The sequence below is a fragment of the Prescottella defluvii genome (assembly GCF_000738775.1).
Lineage (GTDB): Bacteria > Actinomycetota > Actinomycetes > Mycobacteriales > Mycobacteriaceae > Prescottella > Prescottella defluvii.
The window spans coordinates 1-20,891 of sequence record NZ_JPOC01000037.1 but is presented as its reverse complement, the minus strand read 5'-3'; the positions used below and the strand labels follow the sequence as shown (position 1 = coordinate 20,891).

Below are 20,891 nucleotides of genomic sequence, written 5' to 3'. Positions count from 1 at the left end.
CGGGCGGGGCCACACGCACCAGTTCGAGTACGCGGGGTCCGGCGAACACCCAAATCAGCCATCGCCACTTGCCGATAGCCAAGACTATGCCATTTAGTTTGGTAGACAACAGGTTTAACAGCACACATCGACAGCTGATCGTCGCAGTCCCCCGACCGGCGTCGCCGTTGCGGCTTCGCTGGCGACTCGGCGCCGGGCTCGCTACTCACACGCGGCGCGTCTCCCCGTACTGCGTCGCGATCGCCATCTCGATCACGGCCTGTAGGTCGGCGGGCGTGAGCGCGCGTGGCTGCTGCACCGCCGCGGCGCGGAGATAGACCTCGCACAACCACTCCAGCAGCACGATCCGGTCGAGCGCCTCGGTGGGCGACTGACCCACCGTCACGGAGCCGTGATGGGCCAGGATCACCGCGTTGTGGTGCGCCAGGGCGGCGACCGTCGACGTGGCGAGTTGCTCGCTCCCGAACGCCGCGAACGGCACCACCGGAATGGCACCACCGAGCAGCAGCTGCTGGTAGTGCACCGGGGGTAGCTCGTCGGCCACTAACGACAGCGCGACGGTCGACATCGAATGGGCATGCACCACACTGCTGTTCGAGGTCGATCGGTAGATGCCGAGGTGCATCTCGAGTTCGGTCGTCGGGCGCAACGCGCCCTTGATCACGTGGCCGTCCAGGTCCACGACGGTGACGTCGTCGACGGTCGCGTCGCTCAGGTGCACCCCGCTCGCGGTGACCGCGACCGCGTCGCCGTCGCGAGCACTGACGTTGCCGGCGCTCCCGAGCACCAGTCCGCGCGCGGCGACCTGACGCGCGGTCTCGGCGACCGACGCACGCAACTCGGTGAAATCTCCGGCACTCGTCATACGAGATCCCCGACCGAGCGGCGGGCCGCAATGAACTCGCGCACCGTGTCCGCGTCGTATGTCCCGTAAGCGCTGCCGAGCCCCTGCGCGGTCTGCGCGGCGGTGGCGTTGCCGAACTCGGCGGCGGCGACGACGTCCAGGCCGAGGGAGATGCCGCGCAGGAATCCGGCCGAGAACGCGTCACCGCACCCGCTGGTGTCGACGACGTCGACCGGGAACGCCGGCACCTCGGTGATGCCGTCCGTGGTCGCGACCATCGTCGGCTCCGCTCCCGCCGTGGCGACCACGCACCGCGCGCCCAGTTCGAGCAGCCGCTCGCACCCCTCACGCAACGACGACGCCTCGGTCCAGCCGATCACCTGCTCGTCGTTCGGCAGCAGATAGTCGATGTGCGGCAGCGCCGCCCGGATGTAGTCGAGGACCCCGGGCAGGCCCTGCGCCAGGCTGTCCGCCGACGTGATCGCACCGTGCTCGTGTGCCCGCTCGAGGATCTGCGCACCGAGGTCGCCGCCGTAGAACTCCACCGCCCCCAGGTGCACGAAGTCGGCACCCGCCAGTTCGTCCCACGGAACATGCTCGCCGAGGAACTGATTCGCGCCCACCACGTGCAGTGCCGGCCGCGAGCCGTCCGGACGGATGGGAAGAACCGAGGCCGAGGTCTGCGCACCGGCAACCTTGTGCAGCAGCGACGTGTCGACGCCCTCACGTTCCAGGAGCATGGTGAGCATCTCCCCCACTACATCGTCGCCGATCGCGCCGGCGGCGCGAACCTGCGCTCCCAGACGTGCCAGGACGAGGCCCGTCCCACCCGCCGTTCCGGCCGGCGAGATGGCGATCTGTTCGACGAGTGCGCCGTCCTGTCCCTCGGGAATGGTCTCCACCGGACGCACCAGGGTGTCGAGCACATGCACGCCCAACATCATCGCCTGCACGGAATCCGTCGCCTTCGTTGTCGTCATCGGACTTCGTCCCTTTCCCGTAGTTCGTGCTGTGTCGGACGTTCGGACACGATGACCGTCTCGAGTTTGCGCATCGACTCGTCGAAATCGGCGGCCATCGAGGAACCGAGGATCTTGTGGACGAGGGCGCCGAGCGGTGCCGGCCCCAGCGTGAAGTGGAACTCGTAGGTCATCGAGGTGGCGGCGTCGCCGACCGGCGCGAACCGGAAAATGTTGACGACGTCGCGCAGCGGTGCAAGGCCGACCCCGGAGTCGATTCGGAGCGTCTTGGGTTCGAGGGTGCGAACGGTCCACTCCGCTCGCGACGTCAGTGGCCCGACCGACGTGACCCGCTCGCGGTACGACTTGCCGACGGTCGCGGGACCGTGGTGCGCGGTCACCTCCCGGACGCTCACCACCCAGTCGCCGTAGCGCCCGGTGTCCGATGTCAGCTCCCACACCTCGTCGAGCGTGGCGGCGAGAACGCGCTGCGCGCTGATCACGAAACGATTGGACATGATCACATTTCTCCTTCGGCCGCAATGACTTCGGCTGCAGATGATTCACCGGAACGGACGGCACCGTCGAGGTACCCGTTCCAGTACGGCGAGTGCTCGGCCCCGGCCCAGTGCACTCGCTGGAAGGGCACGTCCCGCCACATCCCCAGTTCGGTGACCACGCCGGGCGCGAGCACCGACGTCGGGCCGCCGCGCGTCCACTCTTCCTTGGTCCAGTCCTGTTCGATCCACTCGACGGGTGTGAGCGCCTGCGTCCCGACGACCGTGGCGAAGGCCCGGAGCACCGCTCCCCGGCGCTGACCGGCGGGGAGCGACACCCACCGCCGCCACTGGGCGCCGCCGACGAAGCCCATCAGGATGCCGGGGCCACCGTCCGGTGGGGAGTTGTCGAACATCGAGCACACCGGCGAGGCCGGATCCCGGAAGACGCCCTGACCCGACAGTCCTTCCTTGCGCCAGAACGGTTCCGGATAGACGGCCTCGATCTTGCAGAGCGTGCCGAGTGCCATGCGTGAGAAGAGTGCGTCCTGCTGGGCCGGGAGCAGCGGATCCCACGAGATTCTGCTGGCCAGCACGGGAGGCACGGCGACGATCACCCGACTCGCGGCCCATTGGCGGTTGTCGCTGAACACCCGCACGCCACGAGAGTCCTGCTCGATCCTCCGCACCGGCTCGCCGAGCGCCACCGCATCCCCGAGCTCGTCGGCGAGCCGCAGCGAGAGCATCTGGGCGCCACCGTGGAACCGCGAATCCTGCGCTGCCCCAAGCACTCCGATCATCCGCTCGACGGTGCCCGGGGTGTACTCGTTGCCCGCACCGGCGACGTACCACAGGCCGAACAGTGCGGACGCGTCGGTGGCGGTCCCACCGAACGCCGATCCCAGCAGGACGTTGAGCAGGTCCAGTCCGCCGTCGGTGACCGCGCCCCGCCGGATCCAACTCGTCAACGACTGCGAGTCGAGAGCGCTCGCCCCGCGCGCGTTCCACGGCTCGTCGACCGGGATGGACCTGGCGGCCCGGTTCACCCGGAGGATCAGCGCGCCCACGTCGGCCAGCGCGGCCGGGTCCGGCGGAACGTCACCGGAGAACGTCCGGGCCGTGCCGTTCTTGACGTAGGTGCTCAGCCCCTGAGCGAAAGTCGAGAAGGTCTCGACCTCGAGTTCCTTGGCCAGCGCCAGGACCCGGTCCTGGGTCGGGCCGACGAACTGGCCGCCGGAGTCGACGATCCGGCCGTCGCCCAGGTCGTGATTGAGCGTGCGGCCTCCGACCCGGTCACGCGCCTCGACGACCTGCACGGTCAGCCCTGCGTCCACGAGTCGGCGGGCCGCCGTCAGCCCCGCCAACCCTGCACCGACCACGATCACATCGGTTGTCGATGCCATGGTCACTTCTCCGATCCTCGACTCTGAACAACTCGCACTCGTCCCGCAGAACGTCGAGACCGGACCGATGCCCCACCGACCGACCGTCGCGTGGAGACACGTTAGAACAAAGTCTGGCCAAATGGCCAGACTTTGGTGGATCAGTATTCTCGATCCATGAATCCCTCACCTCGGTCGCACTACGCACGCGGACGCGAACGGCGCACCGAACTCGTCGCTGCGGCAATCGCGGTGATCGCCGAGAAGGGGCTCGAGCGAGTCACATTCCGGGCTGTCGCCGACCGTGCAGGGTTTCCCGCCTCCACGACCAGCTACTTCTTCGAATCGGTCCCCGATGTGATCGATGCGGCGATCACGCAGATTGCGGACGCGGTCACCGACAAGGTGGGCAAGCTGCTCACCGAAGCCCGGTCCGAGACAGTCGGCCGGGACGAACTGACCGAGGCCCTGGTGGAACTTGTCACGGGGCAGGACAACGACGATTCCGTCGCGCAGTTCGAGGCATACCTCGCTGTGCGACGGCGACCCGAACTCGCCGAGCCGGTCCAACGCATCATGGGCGTGATCGAGGAGGCCACCGAACGCGCCCTGGAGTTGTTCGGTGTCGACAATCCCGAGCTACCGGCCCGCCAGTTCGTCGCCCTGATAGACGGTTTCACGCTGCACGAGATCGCCCGGCCGGGCGATCCATTGAGTCGCGTCACCCTGCGGGACTCGATGATTCGACTGCTCGAGTCCCATCTGTCGAGCCCGGGGACATCTCGCTGAACCACCCGAAGCAATGCCGCGGCATGCCGGTCGGCGGTCAGGCGGGCGGTACCGCGAACCTCGAGAACCCGGTCGTCGCCCCGTAGGTGTGTTCGATGGTCACCGGGCGAGCGAACGCCGGCGAACGGTCACGGCACCAAACCTTCCCAGGAAGTTAGTTGACGCTGACCTGACTCGAGGGATTCGGGTGGGCCAACACCGCCCCGGCCGCCACCCGTCGGCGATAGGATTTCCAACATCAACGCACCCGGAGGAAGGGGTCCACCGTGGCGCCGTTCCCAGCCCTCACCCACATCGCGGTCACCGTGTCCGACATGGCCGTCAGCACCGAGTGGTACACCCGCCTGTTCGGATCACCACCGGTGCTCGACGAGGACGAGGAGTCCGGCGCCTTCCATCACGCCGTCTTCGTGCTCGGCGGCGGCACGATGTTCGGCGTGCACACCCACACCGGTGGGCGTCCGGACACCGCGTTCGACGAACGGAGAGTCGGTCTCGACCACATCGCTTTCGCCTGCACCCCAGGCGAACTCGAGTTCTGGCGGGACAGACTCGACGAACTGGGCATCCCGCACGGCGGGATCAAGACCGCGAGTTACGGTTCCGGCCTGTCCTTCCGCGATCCCGACAACATCGCACTCGAGTTCTTCGCGCCGCCCGGGTGACCCCTCGTCACTCCTGAGGTCCACCGAGCCATTCGAGGAATGCCGCGAGGTCGCGGTGTCGCCGCTCGTGTCCCTCGGCGTAGGCGAGCACCTCCGGTTCGATGGCGTCGGACCACACGAAGTAGGCGACGCTGCCGTCCTCGGCGCTGATGATCGCGGCGATCGAGAGTCGGTCGGCCGACAGTCGCATCGGCGCCGAACCCGCCCAATTCTCGGCGTGCGCACGGTAGGCGTCGCGGACGGCCCGCGACCGATGCACCGAACCCACCCGTGCGGCCGTCGGGAACTTCCACGCCAGATCGTTCAGTGTCCCGGCCAGCCGGAACCGCGCGCTCAGCAACGGTGACAACGGGCGCGCCGTTCCCCCGAACGTCGGATACCCGTCCGGGACGCCACCGGGCCTGCCCCACCCGAACCGCACGGACCTCGCGGCCTCCTCCGCGGTGAAGCCACCTTGCTCCAGCAGTCGGCGCACCTCGACGGCCCGCTCGGGAAAGCTGTGGCCGAGGGCGTCCAGCGCCTCTCGCATCCTCGTCTCGGCCTCGGCGGTCTCGGTCATGCCCGTCACGCCGTCAGCCGATCTGTTCGAACAGGGACACGATGATCCCCTCGGGCCCACGCACGTAGGCCATGCGCACGCTGTTCTCGTACTCACCGATGCCGCCGACCAGGCCGTACCCGTCCGCAGCGACCGCGTCGACGGCCGCCAGGAGGTCGCCGACCTCGAAGGACACGTTGCGCAGCCCGAGCTCGTTGGCCATCGCCGTGGGCGATCCGGGCACGTGATCGGGCGTGACGAAGGACGAGAGTTCGAGCCGGGACCCACCGCCGGGCGCCCGCAGCATCACGATGTTGCAGTGCGCACCGGGGATACCGCACACGGTCTCCACGAACTCGCCCTCCACGGACCCGGTGCCCTCCACCTCGAGACCGAGTCCGACGAAGAACGCCGTCGCCGCGCCGAGGTCGGCGACGGTGATGCCGACATGGTCGAAACGTTGCACGTGTGCCATGGCGTCTATCCTGCGCTGTCGTCGCCCACGGTGGCGGTCGCCGGACGGCGCGCCACAACGGCGAAGTTGAGCGGGATCCGGGGCGCGCCCTGCCGCAGCTCCCAGCCTTGTCGACAGGGCACGAGATCGTCGAACGCCGGCCAGTCCATGTACGGCAGCTCGGCCAGAGCCTCGATCACGAGCCCCGCATCGAGCAGCGCGCCGACGACCTCGCCGAGGTCGTGCCGCCATTCGTAGTTGGTGACCTGACTGATCCGACCGGCCGAGTTCTCGGTGTACGAGCCCGAATCGTCGTAGCTGCGGTACCCGTCACCGCCGAGATAGTCGTCGCAGATCGACCACGGTTCGTGGTCCATCGCGCCCAGGATCGGGTGGTCGTCGCGGATCATGAACACCCCGCCGGGCACGAGGAGATCGCGAATCGACCGCGCCCAGTCGCCCAGTTCCGGCAGCCACACGATCGTGCCCGCGCTCGTGACGACGATGTCGAAGCTACGGTCGACGAGGCTCGAGGCGAACCGCACATCGCCCTCCACCCAACGGATTTCACGCCCGTCCGCACCCGCGATCCGGCGCGCGTGTCGCAACGAGTTGGGCGACAGATCCACTCCGTGCACGTCCACCGCCCCCAGACGCGCCCACGAGATCGTGTCGGTCCCGATATGACACTGCAGGTGGAGGAGACTCTTGCCGCGAACGCCCGTCTCCGGCAGGTGCGGTTCGAGGACCGACAGGTCGTTTCGGACAACCGTCGAAACAGTTTGCGGGTCGGCGAGAAACCCCTCGACGTCGTACATCTGGGAGGACGCGTGGACGTCGGCCCGCTCGTTCCAGTTCGCACGGTTGGCAGCGATGGCATCGGCGATGTGCATGACGGATCCTCTCGGCAGTTCACGGACTTCGGTGTGTACCACACGACCGGTGCTCGGACGCAGCCATTTTCACCACCACCGCCGATCGGAGCGGCCGACATCAGAGGGTCAGGAGAACCTTCGTGGCGCGGCGCTCGCCCATCGTCCGGTAGCCCTCGGCCGCCCGGTCGACGGAAAGGGTCAGGTCGAACACCACCCCGGGATCGATTGCGTCGCTCATGATCAGTTGGATCAGCTCGGGCAGGAAGCGACGCACGGGCGTCGGTCCGCCGAGTAGGTTCACGGTCGCGAAGAACAGATCCATGCCGTCGAGTTCGGCCCCGTGGGAGACGCCGACGTAGCCGACGTGCCCTCCCGGACGCGTCGCACCGATGGCCTGCATCATCGATTGCTGGGTGCCGACGGCCACGATGGTCGAGTAGGCACTCGTAACCACGACAGGGACGACACGGGAACTGCTCGAACCGCTCGCCGACGAACAGTACGAGGAAAGTGAATACGCGGTGAGAGCGGCCTACTTCCCCTTCGCCGCCTTCGCCGCGGCCTTGGCGGCCTGCTTGAACTCGCGCACCTCGAGGAGCGTCTGCTTGTCGACGACGTCGGCGATGGACCGTCGTGAGCCGTCGTCGCCGTACGATCCGGCGGCCTCACGCCAGCCGGCCGGCTGCACGCCGATCTGCTTGCCCAAGAGCGCCAAGAAGATTCGAGCCTTCTGGTCGCCGTAGCCGGGAAGTGCCTTGAGCCGCTTCAGCACTTCCTTGCCGTCCGGATCACCCGACGTCCAGATGGCGGCGGTGTCGCCGTCGTAGTGCTCGACGATGTAGCCGCACAGCGACTGGATGCGCTCCCCCATCGACTTGGGGAACCGGTGCACCGCCGGCGGCTGCGCGCACACCGCGATGAAGTCGTCCGGGTTCATCTCCGCGATCTTGTGGACGTCGAGGCCACCGAGTCGGTCGTCGAGCTTCTTCGGCCCCGCGAACGCCGTCTCCATGGGCACCTGCTGATCGAGCAGCATGCCGATCAGCAGCGCGAGCGGATCCGACGCCAGCAGCGAATCCGCGGCCGGGTCACCGACAAGGTTCAGCGTGAGTGCCATGCCCCGATCCTGCCATCCCGCCGACGCCAGCAGGGGCCGTCCGCGCGTCGGGTCAGGACGGGCGCCGCCAGAAGACCGCGACCACGACGACGCCGGCGGTGATCGCGATCGTCGCCACCAGGGCCTCGAGCCAGTGCCCGAACAGTGTCGGCTCCTCCACCGCCGGCACCGCGGCCAGCGCGGCGAACACCGCGACCACCGCGATGGCACTGGCGGCGACGGACCAGGCCTGGGCGATCCGCGAATGCCGACTCCCGCGACGCTCGGCACTGCGCAGCAACGCACGTTCGATCACCCGGGTCGCCTCGCCGAGTTCGGCGTCGAGCACCGTCATCTCGTCCGACAGTCGGCGCACCAGCACCGTCCGCAACTGCGCGGGCGACATCCGGGGCAGCGACACACCGTCGTGCCGCGCCTCGGTGACCAGCAGGACGCGTTCCATGCGCCGCGCCTGGACCGCAGCGACGTCGTCGAGCGCGGCCAGCAACCGACCGTCCTCGAGTGTCTCGTGGTCGCGCAGGTGGTCGAGCACCAGTCGGTAGTCCGCGGTGTGCCGGGCCCGGACCGCGACCCACGGCACCAGGGCGCGGATCATCTCGCTCACCCCGAACACGTCGTGGTCGTGGTCGTCGGCGGTCGCGTCGAGGTCGAACAGGATGGCCCCGGCGTCCTCGCGAACCGCGATCGCGGCGTCGTCACGCACGGGGCGGTCCACCAGGGCGATCGATTCCCACGCCCACCCGGCCGCGTCCGTTCCGCTCCCACCGGCCCGGTGCCGCACCCGGGCGCCGCCGTTGCCGGTCACCTCGATCGCCACTCCGGCGGAGGCCCGATCGTGTCCGGTACCGCAGACGAGCCCGGCCAGCGGGACGTTCGCCGACGAGACATCGAGTCCGGGGAAGAGGTCGTGCAGCCGGGACGCGGTGGTGAGTCCGAACGGCGCGAGCAACCGATCGACGGTCGCGTTCAGGGTGCCGGTGTGCCAGTCGATGCAGTCCTCGCCGGCATCGGCAACCAACGCCTCGCACGCCAGCACCGCCCCGTGCCCCGGGACACTCCACAGCGACAGGCAGTCGGCCGATCGTCCGACATGGATTGCGCCGGAATCCGTTCCGAGCACGAGTTGCGGGCCGTCCGCAGCGGTCGGGACTTCCCGCCGCGCCGCCGCCAGTCGAACCGGCAGGTGTGTGCGGGCCGGGTCGACGTGCGTCGCCGGCAGGAACGGCTCGAACCCGGTCCGGTCCACCGATTCGTCGGCCGGAAGATCCTCGATGTCCAGGGCCAGGAGGAAGACCTCGAGCACTCCGGTCCGATGCACCGACACCGTCGGGGACCCGTTTCCGTCGACAACAGACGGAGCGGCCATCACACTCACCACTTTCCAACCCGCCGCGTCCGGCGCGGCGACCCTGGCCGGAGTATGGCAGCTTTCCGGTCGGCGGGGAACCGCAGACGGCGGGCGCGCGTTGAACCGTCCGCCGCCGTCGAAAGGATCCGCTCATGTCCGACGCCCTCATCGAGTTCGACCGTCAACTCGACCACCTCGTCTCCCTCGGCTACCCCGCTCTCGCCGGAACGTCCGAGGCGTCCTTCCGCGACGGGTTCGCCCCGCTCCGCGACGTCGTCGCCGCCCGCCCGGACGCCGACGTCGAACGCGGCGAGGACCACATCCCGTTCCTGCTGGTTCCGAACGGGCTGCCCCGCGAGGAGACGATCGCCCGCACCGCCCTCGGCAAGCAGCAGGGGTTCACGGTCCTCGAGGCCGGTGAGCTCACCACGTTCCGCCCGATCGAGGGGGTCGAGGTGCCCGACGGCCCCGGCTACCTCCTGTTCGACATCGACACCGGCACCGCCTTCCTGAACGTCACGCCGCAGGACGCGCTGGTGCAGATCACCGCCGACGGTCGCAGCCCCCTGACCATCGACGAGGGCATCGCACTCGTCACCGCACGCCCCGACATGCTGCGGAAGAACAAGTGCTTCTCGCTGCTGGCGTCGCGCTGCGGCGACAAGCGGGTGCCGGCCCTGTGGATCAGCGACCGCAAGCCCAAGCTGGGCTGGTGCTGGAACGGCAACCCGCACACGTGGCTGGGTTCGGCGCACGCCGGGCAGCGCGTGGGCGTGTGACGGTCGGGGCTACCGACTACTTCGACACTCCGAAGCGCTTCTCGATCCAGGCCGCGGTCAGGTCGGCGAGCTCGTCACGGGCGCCCTCGTTGAGGAAGTAGTGATCTGCGACCACCTCCTGGAACTCCTTGTCCTCCGCCCCGATCAGGTCGTGGATCGCCGCGGCGTCGCTGGGGAACACACCGGTATCGGCCAGGGCGTTCACCACCAGTGAGGGGACGGTGATGTTGGGCAGGTGGGCCCGCGCCCGAGTCTGGGAGTCCTCGAGGCTCCACAGCGACAGCCACGTCCGCAGCGTGCACGCCGAAGCGATGCCGAACACCGATCGGTTGGCGCGCTCCGGAACACCGGCGTAGCAGAGATTCGGTGTGCGTTCGGTGGGCTCGATGGTGGGATCGACCATCCGCGGGTCGGCCCAGGTGCGGGTGACCGAGAACGGCCGGTCGTGGTAGCCGGCCGCGGTCAGCCGCTCGAGTTCGTCCTTCACCCATCGGGTGATGCGGTGGTTGCGGGCGACCTGCGCGGCCCGGTAGCGCTCGACGAACTCGGCACTGTACGACGGCCCGTTGTCCGGATTGAACAGGTCGAGGGACGGATCGGTCGCCAGCGGGTCGTTCTCGTCGGTGACCGAACCGTCCATCCACGACGTGAGCACCTCGGGCCGACCCAGATGAGCCGCCGACGAGATGTAGGCGTCACCGGCCGGCAGGTCCTCGACACCGGCCGCCAGGCGCATTCCGGGCAGCGGGGTCAGCTTCGGTGCCACTGCCTGCGACTGGTAGGCGGCCATGAGCGAGCCGCCTCCGGAGTTGCCGAGCAGCACGACGTTCTCGACACCAGCCTCCTCGCGGAGCCAGCGGACCCCCACCCCGATGTCACTGAGCGCAAAGTCGAGGATGAAATGCGCCTCGTCGCCACGGAACCGGGTGTTCCAGCCGAGGAAGCCGATCCCCCGCTCCGCCAGGTAGTCCGCCATGTAGTGCTCGGAGAAATCGATCTGGTAGTGCGTTGCGATCACCGCGGTCTTCGGGCGGGTGCCCGCCCGTCGGTGGTACAGCCCTTGGCACGGGTGTCCGCCGGCACCGAAACGGGACAGTCCGAGACTCGGCAATCCGACAAAGATGCGTTCGACAGCCACAGCGACTCCTAGTTTATAAATCTGAGTTCAGATTTAGTATCACGGGGCCGAGTCGCTGTCCACACTTCACATTCACGGACGCCAGTAGATGGCGCGGTACCAAATCTCCGCCAGCGTCGCGATGCAGGCCTCGTCGTCGACGTCGGCCGCGCGCCCGTTCGCCAACTGCTCGTAGCTGAACATGTTCAACATCCCGACGATCGCCGTGGCGGTGAGTCGAGGATCGACGCCCGGGCAGTAACCCCGCTCCTGCGCACGAGTGACTTCCTCGGTGATCCCGGCAATGGCCTCCGCACAGAGCTCGTCCCAGACCCGGGCGAAATCGTCGTTGACCATGGCGAGCTGGAAGACGCCCACCATCTCCGCAAGCCGCTCCCGATAGGTCTCCCAGTGCGCCCGCGCGGACGCGGCCACCCGCTCCCGCGGTTCACGGCCGGCCACCTGACGGCCCGCCTGCGCACGCGCCCGAGCCTCGTCCTGGAACGCCCGCGCCCAGCTCTCGAGCAGAGCCTCCTTGGATTCGTAGTAGTTGTAGAACGACGCCGGAGACCTCCCCGCCTCGGCGAGGATGTCGGCCACCCGCATCTTCAGAAAGCCCTTCTCCGCGATCACCTTCCGCGCGGCGACCTCGATCGCCGCCAGTGTCTCGCGCCCCCGCTTCGTCGGTCGGCCCTTCGCCGGACCAGCCATGTGTGAACCCTTCCATCGCAATCTTCGGACCGTCTGCCGCTCCGCCGCCCTTTCTACCGGACCTCCGCCCGCCCACTCCCCGCAACCGGCCGGAACCGTTGCAACATATGAATCTGATGTTAGAGTCAGATTCTGACCTCGAAAGGAATCCCCCATGAGCACACCCACATTCGAGATCCGCGGCTTCAACCACGTCGCCCTCGTCTGCTCGGACATGGAACGCACCGTCGACTTCTACAGCAACATCCTCGGATTCCCCCTGGTGAAGACCGTCGACCTCCCCGACGATCTCGGCCAGCACTTCTTCTTCGACGTCGGCAACGGCAACTCCCTGGCCTTCTTCTGGTTCGCCGAAGCGCCCGACGGCGTGCCCGGCCTGTCGGCCCCCATGGAGAAGCCCGGCTTCGGGGAATGGACGAGCGCCGTCAGCTCCCTCAACCACATCGCCTTCGACGTCCCGCCGGAGAAGTTCCAGGACTACCGCCAGAAGCTCAAGGAGGCGGGTGTCCGGGTCGGCCCGATCGTGAACCACGACGACAGCCCGTCCCAGGTGGCAACCGCCATGCACGACGGCGTGTACGTCCGCTCGTTCTACTTCCAGGATCCGGACGACATCCTGCTCGAGTTCGCCTGCTGGATGCGCGAGTTCCGTCCGGAGGACGTCAGCCACACGCCCCGGACCGGGGCCGACCGCCGCAAGCCCGTGGCCGTCACCGACTGACGACTACGTCCGGCCGTGGCACCGCGCACCCTGTTCGCAAAACTCTGGGACGAGCACGTCGTCGTCCGCGGCGACAACAGCCCGGACCTGCTCTACGTCGACCTGCATCTTCTGCACGAGATGACCTCCCCCCAGGCCTTCGAGGGACTCCGGGCGGCCGGGCGGCAGGTCCGTCGCCCCGATCTGACGATGGCCACCGAGGACCACAATGTGCCGACCACCGGGCCCGGCTCACCCGTCTCCGATCCGTTGAGCCGGCTGCAGCTCGAGCTCGTCCGCCGCAACTGCGCGGACTTCGGTGTGCCACATCACCCCATGGGCTCGGCCGGCAATGGCATCGTCCACGTCATCGGGCCCGAGCAGGGCCTGTCCCAGCCCGGACTGACGATCGTGTGCGGCGACTCCCACACCTCCACCCACGGCGCGTTCGGGGCGCTGGCCTTCGGGATCGGGACCAGCCAGGTCGAGCATGTCCTGGCGACGCAGACGCTCTGGATGGAGCGCCCGGAGGCGATGCAGGTGCGCATCGAAGGCGACCTCGCTCCGGGTGTGAGCGCCAAGGATCTCGCCCTGTACGTCGTACGCAGCCTCGGCCCCAACGGTGGCGCGGGAGCTGTCATCGAGTATCGCGGCAGCACGGTCCGGGCACTCGGGATGGAACAGCGGATGACGCTGTGCAACATGACAATCGAATGCGGCGCACGTGGCGGTATGGTGGCACCGGACGACGTGACCTTCGCGTACCTGCGCGGCCGCCCCCACGCTCCCGAAGGAACTCGGTGGGAGGAGGCGCTGGCGTACTGGCGGACCCTGCGTACCGACGACGGCGCCCACTTCGACCGCACCCGGACGCTGTCCGCCGCAGACATCTCCCCGACCGTCACCTGGGGCACCGTCCCGAGCCACTCGGTGGCCCTGGACGGCGTCGTCCCGTCCCCGGACGCATTCACCGATCCCGGCGAGCGCGAGGTGGCAGCTCGCGCCCTGACCTACATGGGCCTCGCGCCGGGTACCCCCGTCCGCGACATCGAGATCGACACGGTCTTCATCGGCTCGTGCACCAACGGCCGGCTCGAAGACCTTCGGGCCGCAGCCCGGGTACTGATCGGCCGTACCGTGGCCCCCGGCGTCCGGGCCCTCGTGGTTCCCGGCTCGCAGGCCGTCGCGGCCGCAGCCGAGGCCGAAGGGATCGACCGGATCTTCACCCGAGCCGGGTTCCAGTGGCGCTCGTCCGGCTGCTCGATGTGCACCGCGATGAACCCGGACGCCCTGGGGCCCGGGCAACGTTCGGCGTCGACGACCAACCGGAACTTCGAGGGGCGTCAGGGTTCCGGCGCGCGCACCCACCTCGTGTCCCCCGCCGTCGCGGCGATGACTGCGGTCCGCGGCCGGCTCAGCAGTCCCGGAGACCTCTGAGCCGGCCGTGCGGCCCGGATCAGCGGGTCGGACAGCCCCCGAAGCCGGCCTCGCGGGTCCGCACCAACGCCGCCAGCGTCGCGTTGACCGGAGCCAGGCGGCCCACCTTGGCGGCCTCCCTGGGAACGGCGCCGTTGATCACCGCGATCTCGCCGATCCGCCCGGCCTCGTAGTCGAGTAGCGCCGACGGCTTCGCCGCGGGCATCTGGGCTCCGAAGTCGCGCACGAACGCGACCGGATCATCCACGCCGACAGCAATTCCACGGGCCTTGGCGATCTCCCAGGCCTCCGTCGCGGCCGCCCGGCTGACCGGGCCCATCTCCTCGTGGTCGAGCACCTCGCCCACGGTCAGCCCGGTCAACGCGCACGGCGCACTGTAGGCGACGTTGCAGATCAGCTTCTCCCACTGCATGGCAGCGATGTCGTCGACGGCCCGGGCGTCGAACCCCGCCGATCGCCAGGCCTCCGCCACCCGGTCCACCGCCGCGAACGCGAGACCCGCGTAGGACCCGAAGCGCATCGCCCGCATCGCGTTGTGGTGCACCTGGCCGGGGGCGACCAACGACGCACCGAAACCGCTGGCGATGCCCACCGCGAGCCGATCCGCCCCGACGTGCCGGGCGACCTCGTCGGCCGAGCCCAAACCGTTCTGGATCGTGAGCACCACGGTGTCGGCGCCGATCAAACCGCCGAGAGAGGCTGCGGCGCTGGAGACGTCGGCGGCCTTCACCGCCAGCACGACGAGGTCGACCGGCTCGTCCGGAGCCGTCGGGAAGGCACGTATCGACGCCACCCGGTCCCCGTCCGGACCCGAGACCTGCAGGCCCGAGGTTGCGATGGCGTGAACGTGATCGGCCCAGGAGTCCACCACCAGCACATCGTGGCCTGCGGCGGACAGTCGACCCGCGTACACCGATCCCATTGCACCGCAGCCCATCACAGCGATGCGAAGTGTCGCCGTCATGCCACCAACCCCGCGATCCGCTCCGCCAGGCCCACCTTCGCCTCCAGCCCGAACCCGGGATGGTCGGCGGGGCGGATGAGACCGTCGGCCAGGGAGCAGTCGGCGCTGTAACCACCGAACGGCTGGAACACACCCGGATAGGCCTCACAACCACCCAGGCCCAGCCCGACGACGATGTGCAGATTCACCAGATGCCCGCCGTGCGGCATCGCCGCGGTGCGGTCGAAACCGTGCTGCTCCATGAGCGCGATCATCGCCGCGTACTCGGTCAACCCGTAGCTCAGACCCGCATCCATCTGGAGGATGTCGCGGTCCGGCCGCAACCCGCCGAATCGCAGGAGGTTGCCGACATCCTGTGTGGAGAAGAGATTCTCACCGGTCGCGATCACGCCGTCGTAGGCCTCACCGAGTTCGCCGTACAGGGCGTAGTCGAGCGGGTCGACCGCCTCCTCGTACCAGCGCAGCCCGTACGGGGCGAGCGCCTCGGCATATTCCAGGGCCTGCTTGCGGTCGAATCGGCCGTTCGCATCCACCGCCACGTGCTGTCCGCTCCCGGCGACCTCGATCGCGGCATCGAGCCGGCGCAGGTCCTCGTCGAGCGGTAGCCCGCCGATCTTGATCTTGACGGCCGGGTATCCCGCCGCGAGGTAGCCCGCGATCTCCGTGCGCAGCCGGCCGAGGTCGTCGACGTCCTGGTAGTAGCCGCCGGCCGCATAGACCGGCGCCCCGTCCACCAACGGCGTCCGTCCGTGGGCACGCGCGATCGTCCGGTACGCCGGTTCGTCGTGGTACTTGGCGAGCAGATCCCAGACGGCCAACTCGATCGCACTCGCGGCCGCTGCGCGGTCGCCGTGGCCGCCGGGCTTCTCGTCGGTGAGCGCGCACCGCAGAACCAGTGCCGGATCCAGCAGCCCGGTCGCGGACGACAGGAGCGTGTCCGGGTCCGCGTCGAGCACCCGCGGGATCATCCGCTCACGCAGGATGCCGCCCTGGGAGTGCCGTCCGATCGAGTTGAAGGCGACACCCACCAACGGCCGCCCGTTGCGCACGATATCGGTGAAAACGGCGACAAGAGAGACCTTGTGCCGATCGAAGCTGACGACCGCGTTCGAGATGGCACCGGCCAGCGGCACATCGATTTCGCGGATCTCGGTGATCCTCAAATTTCCTCCATGACTTTTCTCAACGCTGCCTCTGCATCGCCACGTTGAAATCGAAGCGATCGCCCGGGTGGATCGACACGGTTACCTGGGCCACTGCTCCCGAGCTCTCGACATATCTGCGAGTGATTTCGAGACACGGCGAACCGGCCTCGGCATGCAATTGGTCGGCGAGGCCCTCCGGCAGGGCGCATGCGCGAATACGCTGCTCCACACGATCCGTCAGCCGCCCGGTGCACCGCTCGACGATCTCGTTGATCAGACCGTCCGGACGCTCGAGGCGGTTCCCCACGACCGCGGCAACCTCGGGGTCGAGGTAGACGTCGGTGTGACACACCGGGAGGTCCTCCCCCCGCTCCCCGAGCCGCAACATGCGGATCCGGGCCCATGCCTCGCCGGCGTGGCCTCCGATCCGGTCGGCGAGGGCCTGATCGGCGACCACGTCGTCCCGGGACAGCACCAGCCGCCGGGTCTCGACGGAGTACTGCACCAGGTCGTTCATGTTCGTCACGGTGCGCGTGTATCCGGTGGTGGGTTGCACCGACTCCACCAGCGTCCCGATCCTGCGCCGCCGCGACACCATGCCCAGCCGCTCCAGGGAATCCAGCGCCGAGCGGATCGTGGCACGCGACACCGCGTAGCTGTCCGCGAGCCTCATCTCGGTCGGTAGTTTCGATCCGACCGGGTAGGACCCGTCCTCGATCCGCTGGGACAGCGACCGGGCCACCTCCTCATACCGGGCGGCCACGGTCGCCCCTCTCCGTTGTTCCGACAACACTCACGCAATACCTCGTTCCCGTCCCGCCCAATACGGCCCGCGCAACTCCCGCTTGAGGAGCTTGCCGCTGGGGTTGCGCGGTAGTTCCGGCACCACGTCGACCGACGTCGGACACTTGTAGTGCGCCAGATGTTCCCGGCAATAGTCGATCAGGTGGTCGGTGTCGAGGTCGTCACCGGCCTGCACCACGACGGCCTTGACGGTCTCGCCCCAGCGTTCGTGCGGCACGCCGATGACGGCGGCGTCGCGCACGCCGGGATGGGACATGAGCACGTTCTCCACCTCGACCGGATACACGTTCTCGCCGCCCGAGACGATCATGTCCTTGACCCGGTCGCAGAGGAACAGGTAGCCGTCCTCGTCGACGTAGCCCGCGTCACCGGTCCGAAACCAGCCGTCGGGGCGCAGCACCGCGGCCAGTTCGTCCGGCTGGTTGCGATACCCCGTCAAGAGCATCTCGCTGCGCGTCCAGACCTCACCGGTGGTCCGCGCCGGAGCGCGTTCCCCGGTCACGGGGTCGAAGACGCCCATCTCGACACCGGGCACCGGCCGGCCGGCCGAGGCCAGCCGCTCGCCGCCACGGCGATGGTCGCCGGCGTCGAGGACGGTGATCGGCCCACACGTCTCGCTCATGCCGTAGGCCTGCATCAGGTCGCAGTCGAAGATCTCCTGGGCCCGCGCTGCGACGGCCGGCGACATTGGTGACCCACCGTAGATCAGAGTGACCAGGTTCGGGTACGTCAATGTCCGGGCGTCCTCGTGCTGGACCAGCATCTGCACCACGGCCGGCACGGTGAGCGCATGATTGACCCGACCGCCGGCGAAGACACGCAGCACCAGTTCGGGACGGACGTCCAGAACATGGTGCGAGCCGGCACCCAGGCCCAGACAGTAGAAGATCCATCCCGTCCCGGAAATGTGGAAGTTCGGAGCCGGCACCATCACGACGTCGCCCGGATCGATCCGCCACGGCGGTTCGGAGGCGAGGTTGGCGGCAATGGCCCGGTTGGACAACTGCACCCCCTTCGGGCGGCCGGAGGTCCCCGAGGTGTAGATGACGATCGCGATGTCTTCCGGGTCCGGTTGTGCCGCTATCGGATCCGACGACCACGGCGCCAGCCACTCTTCGAAGTCCTGGGGCGGCGAACCCGGGACGAGGAGCCGGGTGCGGCCGTCCTCCGGCACCGGATGCCCCAGCAGCGGCATGAACTCCGCCTCGACGACGATCGCGTCCAGACCCGCGTCCGCGACGATGTCCTGCATCTCTCGATGGCTCAGGCGCCAATTGAGGGGCACCGCAAAGGCTCTCGTGAGCGACGCCGCGGCCAGCACCTCGCCCCACGTCACGGCGTTCTTACCGGCGAATCCGATACCGCGGCCTCGTAGTCCGGCCGGCGCCAGGGCCGCGAGGCCGGTCGCGAGTCGGCTACTGCGCCGGTACCAGTCGGCGAAAGTGCGCTCGTCCACACCCTCGACGGCGATACCCGGGAAGTCCGGGCGCTGCTGTGACCAGTGCTGAAGCATCCGCCCGATCGAACGGTAGTGGTTGTGCATGTTCCCTCACTCCTCTCGTTCCTGGCCGGGGCCCGTTCATACGAGGCCGGTCGCCAAACGTTCGCGCAGTTCGACCTTGCGCACCTTGCCCAGGGCGTTGCGCGGCAACTCCGCGATGAGCTCGATCGAGGACGGGCACTTGAAACCAGCCAGCCGCTCCCGGCAGTGGCGGGCGAGCTCACCATCGTCCGGGTCCGCACCCGGAGCGCAGACGACGAACGCCACCGGGGTCTCGCCCCACTTCGGATGCGGCCGCGCCACGACGGCAACGTCGGTCACGGCGGGATGGTCGAGCAGCACGCGCTCGATCTCGGCGGGATAGACGTTCTCGCCACCACTGATGATCATGTCCTTGGAGCGCCCGACGATATGGAGGAATCCGTCCTCGTCGTGCACCGCCACGTCACCCGTGCGGTACCAGCCCTCGTCGGTGAAGGCCGCCCGCGTCTCCTCCGGATTGCGCCAGTACTCGCGGATGATGTTCTCACTGCGGACCCACAGCTCGCCGGCTTCACCGTCCGGCTGCGGGGACCCGGCCGGGCCGACGATGCGCGCCTCCCAGCCCTGCGAGACGCGGCCCGCGGAACCGAGCCGGGGGCTGCCGGGTACGTGATCCTCCGGTCGCAGGACCGTCAGGAATCCCTGCAACTCGGTACTGCCGTAGATCTGCCGGAACCGTCGGCAGACCACTCGTAGCGATCGCTCCAGCAACTCGGAATCGATTGGTGCGGCGCCGTACTGCACCTCACGCAGGCTCGACAGGTCCTCGCCCCGGCGTGGTCCCTCCATCGCGTCCACAAGCATCTCGATGATGGTCGGGGCGGCGGTGAAGAACTCGATGCGGTCCCGCGCAATCGTGTCGATGACGCGGTCGAGTTCGACGCCGTCGTGGATGAAGAGCGTTCCCCCGGTGAGGAAGCACTGCATCGCCTGGGCGAAACCTGCGAGATGGAACAGCGGCATCATCACCAAGTGCCGGCTGCCGCGCTGCTGGTCGCCGATGTCGATCGCGAACCCGGCGAGCCCGCGGACGAGCGAACCATGGTCGAGCGGAATCACCTTGGGCAACCCGGTGGTGCCGCTGGTGTGCATGAGGAACGCCACCTGATCGCTGCGCAGCCGGTCGTACGGGTACGGCGCGGGCGGAGCGGCGACACTGCCGGCCGCGGTCCAGCCGTCACCGCCCGGCCCGGCCACCACGCGGACGAGATCGCGGCGATCACCGACCAGGTGCCGGCAAGCCTCGTCTGCGAAAATGCCGACCGGAGTGGTGATCTCGAGCAGCCGATCGATCTCGTGCGCGGTCATTCGCCAGTTCACCAGCAGTGGCACCGCGCCGAGCCGGATGAGACCGAGCGTCTGGACGAGGAACTCGGTGCCATTGTGGGCGAGCACCGCGACGACGTCCTCCGACCGGACTCCGAGCGCGTACCAGCTCGCGGCGGACTCCTCCACGCGGTCCCGAAACTGCCGGTAGGTCAGCCGGTCCTGATCGTCGCTCATCGCGAGGGCGTCCGGATCGGACGTAGCACGCCAGTCGAGAACGTGCAGCCACGTGTACATCAGACGGTCTCCTTCTCCTGCTTCGGTTCCGGCACCGGGCCCGGGTGCGGGGCGGGGGCGGCGCTGCGGACCGGCGATCCACCCGAGGACCCGGTCCAGCCCGCCGCGGGCAAACATGATGACGAGAATCAGCAAGCCGCAGTAGACGAAGACGCTCATCACGTTGGCGTCGATGCCACCCTGGCCCACCGGTACGAGAAACGGGATGTTGCCTGCGAACTGCCCGAGCAGCCGGGGCAGGGCCGTGACGAACACGGCACCGGCGATGGCGCCGCGCAGACTGCCGAGGCCACCGATGATGATGATCACCAGGTAGTCGGTCGAGAGCATGAACCCGAACGCCTGCGGGGTGATGAACTGGACGGTCACCGCGAGGAGGACGCCTGCGATGCCGGCGTAGACCGCAGCGACGAAGAACGCCCCGGCCTTGTACCGGCCCACGTCGACACCCATCGAGGAGGCCGCCACCTCGCTCTCGCGCACCATCGACAGCGCCAGCCCGGGCCGGGCCCGGACGATCCGGCGGGCCGCGATGTAGGTGACCACCACCAGGACGATGCCGAGGAGCCAGAGCTTCTCCACCGCCCCGAAGGGCACACCCAGCACCTGCCACGGCGCACTGTCACCGAAGTTGACTCCCAGGATCTCGAGCTCCGGCAC

The 20,891-nt window shown here is 68.6% G+C and carries 21 protein-coding genes and 1 pseudogene; 5 read left to right on the top strand and 17 right to left on the bottom strand.

What is annotated here, in order from left to right:
- Positions 1-205: 205 nt before the first annotated feature.
- Genes IJ15_RS0114415 through IJ15_RS0114400 form a run of 4 tightly spaced genes read right to left on the bottom strand, consistent with a single transcriptional unit; the run spans position 206 to position 3,703 of the window.
- On the bottom strand, positions 206-865 hold the full coding sequence (locus tag IJ15_RS0114415) for a class II aldolase/adducin family protein (RefSeq protein ID WP_031939048.1): 660 nt from the start codon (positions 863-865) through the stop codon (positions 206-208).
- Entirely contained in the window at positions 862-1,824 is a 963-nt protein-coding gene (locus IJ15_RS0114410) for a carbohydrate kinase family protein (RefSeq protein ID WP_031939047.1), read from the bottom strand. Before IJ15_RS0114410 ends, IJ15_RS0114415 begins: the two co-directional genes overlap by 4 nt.
- Positions 1,821-2,321: an SRPBCC family protein gene (locus IJ15_RS0114405; protein WP_031939046.1), complete on the bottom strand. Its 501-nt coding sequence runs from the start codon at positions 2,319-2,321 to the stop codon at positions 1,821-1,823. The genes IJ15_RS0114410 and IJ15_RS0114405 overlap by 4 nt, the downstream gene beginning before the upstream one ends.
- 2 nt (positions 2,322-2,323) lie before the next feature.
- Entirely contained in the window at positions 2,324-3,703 is a 1,380-nt protein-coding gene (locus tag IJ15_RS0114400) for a flavin monoamine oxidase family protein (RefSeq protein ID WP_031939045.1), read from the bottom strand.
- A gap of 156 nt (positions 3,704-3,859) precedes the next feature.
- On the opposite strand from IJ15_RS0114400, the gene IJ15_RS0114395 reads away from it, so the two are divergent.
- Both IJ15_RS0114395 and IJ15_RS0114390 read left to right on the top strand, forming a co-directional pair.
- On the top strand, positions 3,860-4,471 hold the full coding sequence (locus tag IJ15_RS0114395; RefSeq protein ID WP_031939044.1) for a TetR/AcrR family transcriptional regulator: 612 nt from the start codon (positions 3,860-3,862) through the stop codon (positions 4,469-4,471).
- 266 nt (positions 4,472-4,737) lie between these two features.
- A complete protein-coding gene (locus tag IJ15_RS0114390) occupies positions 4,738-5,136 on the top strand; it encodes a VOC family protein (RefSeq protein WP_031939043.1) in 399 nt (132 codons plus the stop codon).
- Positions 5,137-5,143: 7 nt separating this feature from the next.
- On the opposite strand, the gene IJ15_RS0114385 is transcribed toward IJ15_RS0114390, so the two are convergent.
- From IJ15_RS0114385 to IJ15_RS0114360, 6 genes and pseudogenes are all read right to left on the bottom strand, one after another.
- Entirely contained in the window at positions 5,144-5,704 is a 561-nt protein-coding gene (locus tag IJ15_RS0114385; RefSeq protein ID WP_156112105.1) for a hypothetical protein, read from the bottom strand.
- Positions 5,705-5,708: 4 nt separating this feature from the next.
- Positions 5,709-6,149, bottom strand: a complete 441-nt coding sequence (locus IJ15_RS0114380; RefSeq protein ID WP_031939041.1) for a VOC family protein — start codon at positions 6,147-6,149, stop codon at positions 5,709-5,711.
- A gap of 5 nt (positions 6,150-6,154) precedes the next feature.
- The gene (locus IJ15_RS0114375) at positions 6,155-7,021 is read right to left on the bottom strand and encodes a class I SAM-dependent methyltransferase (protein WP_031939040.1); all 867 of its coding nucleotides are present in this window, start codon (positions 7,019-7,021) and stop codon (positions 6,155-6,157) included.
- A 100-nt stretch (positions 7,022-7,121) separates the two neighbouring features.
- Positions 7,122-7,445 (bottom strand): annotated as a pseudogene (locus IJ15_RS0114370) (IMP dehydrogenase); the annotation flags it as partial.
- A 90-nt stretch (positions 7,446-7,535) separates the two neighbouring features.
- Entirely contained in the window at positions 7,536-8,120 is a 585-nt protein-coding gene (locus IJ15_RS0114365) for an HhH-GPD-type base excision DNA repair protein (protein ID WP_031939038.1), read from the bottom strand.
- 52 nt (positions 8,121-8,172) lie between these two features.
- Positions 8,173-9,486: a hypothetical protein gene (locus IJ15_RS0114360; RefSeq protein ID WP_031939037.1), complete on the bottom strand. Its 1,314-nt coding sequence runs from the start codon at positions 9,484-9,486 to the stop codon at positions 8,173-8,175.
- A 134-nt stretch (positions 9,487-9,620) separates the two neighbouring features.
- On the opposite strand from IJ15_RS0114360, the gene IJ15_RS0114355 reads away from it, so the two are divergent.
- Positions 9,621-10,247, top strand: a complete 627-nt coding sequence (locus IJ15_RS0114355) for a DUF5701 family protein (RefSeq protein WP_031939036.1) — start codon at positions 9,621-9,623, stop codon at positions 10,245-10,247.
- Positions 10,248-10,263: 16 nt separating this feature from the next.
- Here the strand turns inward: IJ15_RS0114355 and IJ15_RS0114350 are convergent, their stop codons facing one another.
- Both IJ15_RS0114350 and IJ15_RS0114345 read right to left on the bottom strand, forming a co-directional pair.
- Entirely contained in the window at positions 10,264-11,385 is a 1,122-nt protein-coding gene (locus tag IJ15_RS0114350) for an alpha/beta hydrolase (RefSeq protein WP_051918897.1), read from the bottom strand.
- 72 nt (positions 11,386-11,457) lie between these two features.
- Positions 11,458-12,075, bottom strand: a complete 618-nt coding sequence (locus tag IJ15_RS0114345) for a TetR/AcrR family transcriptional regulator (RefSeq protein WP_031939034.1) — start codon at positions 12,073-12,075, stop codon at positions 11,458-11,460.
- A 154-nt stretch (positions 12,076-12,229) separates the two neighbouring features.
- Between IJ15_RS0114345 and IJ15_RS0114340 the strand changes: the two genes are divergently transcribed.
- Together IJ15_RS0114340 and leuC are read left to right on the top strand one after the other, a co-directional pair.
- Positions 12,230-12,796: a VOC family protein gene (locus tag IJ15_RS0114340; protein WP_031939033.1), complete on the top strand. Its 567-nt coding sequence runs from the start codon at positions 12,230-12,232 to the stop codon at positions 12,794-12,796.
- Between the two features lie 15 nt (positions 12,797-12,811).
- Complete coding sequence (leuC, locus tag IJ15_RS0114335) at positions 12,812-14,212, top strand: 3-isopropylmalate dehydratase large subunit (RefSeq protein ID WP_031939032.1); 1,401 nt, start codon at positions 12,812-12,814, stop codon at positions 14,210-14,212.
- Positions 14,213-14,231: 19 nt separating this feature from the next.
- Here leuC and IJ15_RS0114330 read toward each other — a convergent pair whose 3' ends face one another.
- The 5 genes from IJ15_RS0114330 to IJ15_RS25285 all read right to left on the bottom strand — a co-directional run.
- Positions 14,232-15,176, bottom strand: a complete 945-nt coding sequence (locus tag IJ15_RS0114330; RefSeq protein WP_031939031.1) for a ketopantoate reductase family protein — start codon at positions 15,174-15,176, stop codon at positions 14,232-14,234.
- A complete protein-coding gene (locus tag IJ15_RS0114325) occupies positions 15,173-16,339 on the bottom strand; it encodes an enolase C-terminal domain-like protein (protein ID WP_031939030.1) in 1,167 nt (388 codons plus the stop codon). The genes IJ15_RS0114330 and IJ15_RS0114325 overlap by 4 nt, the downstream gene beginning before the upstream one ends.
- A gap of 19 nt (positions 16,340-16,358) precedes the next feature.
- Positions 16,359-17,084 (bottom strand): GntR family transcriptional regulator, encoded by a 726-nt coding sequence (locus IJ15_RS0114320; RefSeq protein WP_031939029.1) that lies wholly within the window; start codon positions 17,082-17,084, stop codon positions 16,359-16,361.
- 30 nt (positions 17,085-17,114) lie between these two features.
- Positions 17,115-18,668: an AMP-binding protein gene (locus IJ15_RS0114315; RefSeq protein WP_031939028.1), complete on the bottom strand. Its 1,554-nt coding sequence runs from the start codon at positions 18,666-18,668 to the stop codon at positions 17,115-17,117.
- A gap of 36 nt (positions 18,669-18,704) precedes the next feature.
- Positions 18,705-20,891, bottom strand: a 2,187-nt coding sequence (locus IJ15_RS25285) for an AMP-binding protein (protein ID WP_156112104.1), incomplete at its 5' end; no start/stop codon positions are given.

Excerpts from the sequence above, each read along its gene's own strand:
- IJ15_RS0114415 (WP_031939048.1), bottom strand. The coding sequence starts at position 865 with ATGACGAGTGCCGGAGATTTCACCGAGTTGCGTGCGTCGGTCGCCGAG.
- IJ15_RS0114410 (WP_031939047.1), bottom strand. The coding sequence starts at position 1,824 with ATGACGACAACGAAGGCGACGGATTCCGTGCAGGCGATGATGTTGGGC.
- IJ15_RS0114405 (WP_031939046.1), bottom strand. The coding sequence starts at position 2,321 with ATGTCCAATCGTTTCGTGATCAGCGCGCAGCGCGTTCTCGCCGCCACG.
- IJ15_RS0114400 (WP_031939045.1), bottom strand. The coding sequence starts at position 3,703 with ATGGCATCGACAACCGATGTGATCGTGGTCGGTGCAGGGTTGGCGGGG.
- IJ15_RS0114395 (WP_031939044.1), top strand. The coding sequence starts at position 3,860 with ATGAATCCCTCACCTCGGTCGCACTACGCACGCGGACGCGAACGGCGC.
- IJ15_RS0114380 (WP_031939041.1), bottom strand. The coding sequence starts at position 6,149 with ATGGCACACGTGCAACGTTTCGACCATGTCGGCATCACCGTCGCCGAC.
- IJ15_RS0114375 (WP_031939040.1), bottom strand. The coding sequence starts at position 7,021 with ATGCACATCGCCGATGCCATCGCTGCCAACCGTGCGAACTGGAACGAG.
- IJ15_RS0114365 (WP_031939038.1), bottom strand. The coding sequence starts at position 8,120 with ATGGCACTCACGCTGAACCTTGTCGGTGACCCGGCCGCGGATTCGCTG.
- IJ15_RS0114360 (WP_031939037.1), bottom strand. The coding sequence starts at position 9,486 with ATGGCCGCTCCGTCTGTTGTCGACGGAAACGGGTCCCCGACGGTGTCG.
- IJ15_RS0114355 (WP_031939036.1), top strand. The coding sequence starts at position 9,621 with ATGTCCGACGCCCTCATCGAGTTCGACCGTCAACTCGACCACCTCGTC.
- IJ15_RS0114345 (WP_031939034.1), bottom strand. The coding sequence starts at position 12,075 with ATGGCTGGTCCGGCGAAGGGCCGACCGACGAAGCGGGGGCGCGAGACA.
- IJ15_RS0114340 (WP_031939033.1), top strand. The coding sequence starts at position 12,230 with ATGAGCACACCCACATTCGAGATCCGCGGCTTCAACCACGTCGCCCTC.
- IJ15_RS0114330 (WP_031939031.1), bottom strand. The coding sequence starts at position 15,176 with ATGACGGCGACACTTCGCATCGCTGTGATGGGCTGCGGTGCAATGGGA.
- IJ15_RS0114315 (WP_031939028.1), bottom strand. The coding sequence starts at position 18,668 with ATGCACAACCACTACCGTTCGATCGGGCGGATGCTTCAGCACTGGTCA.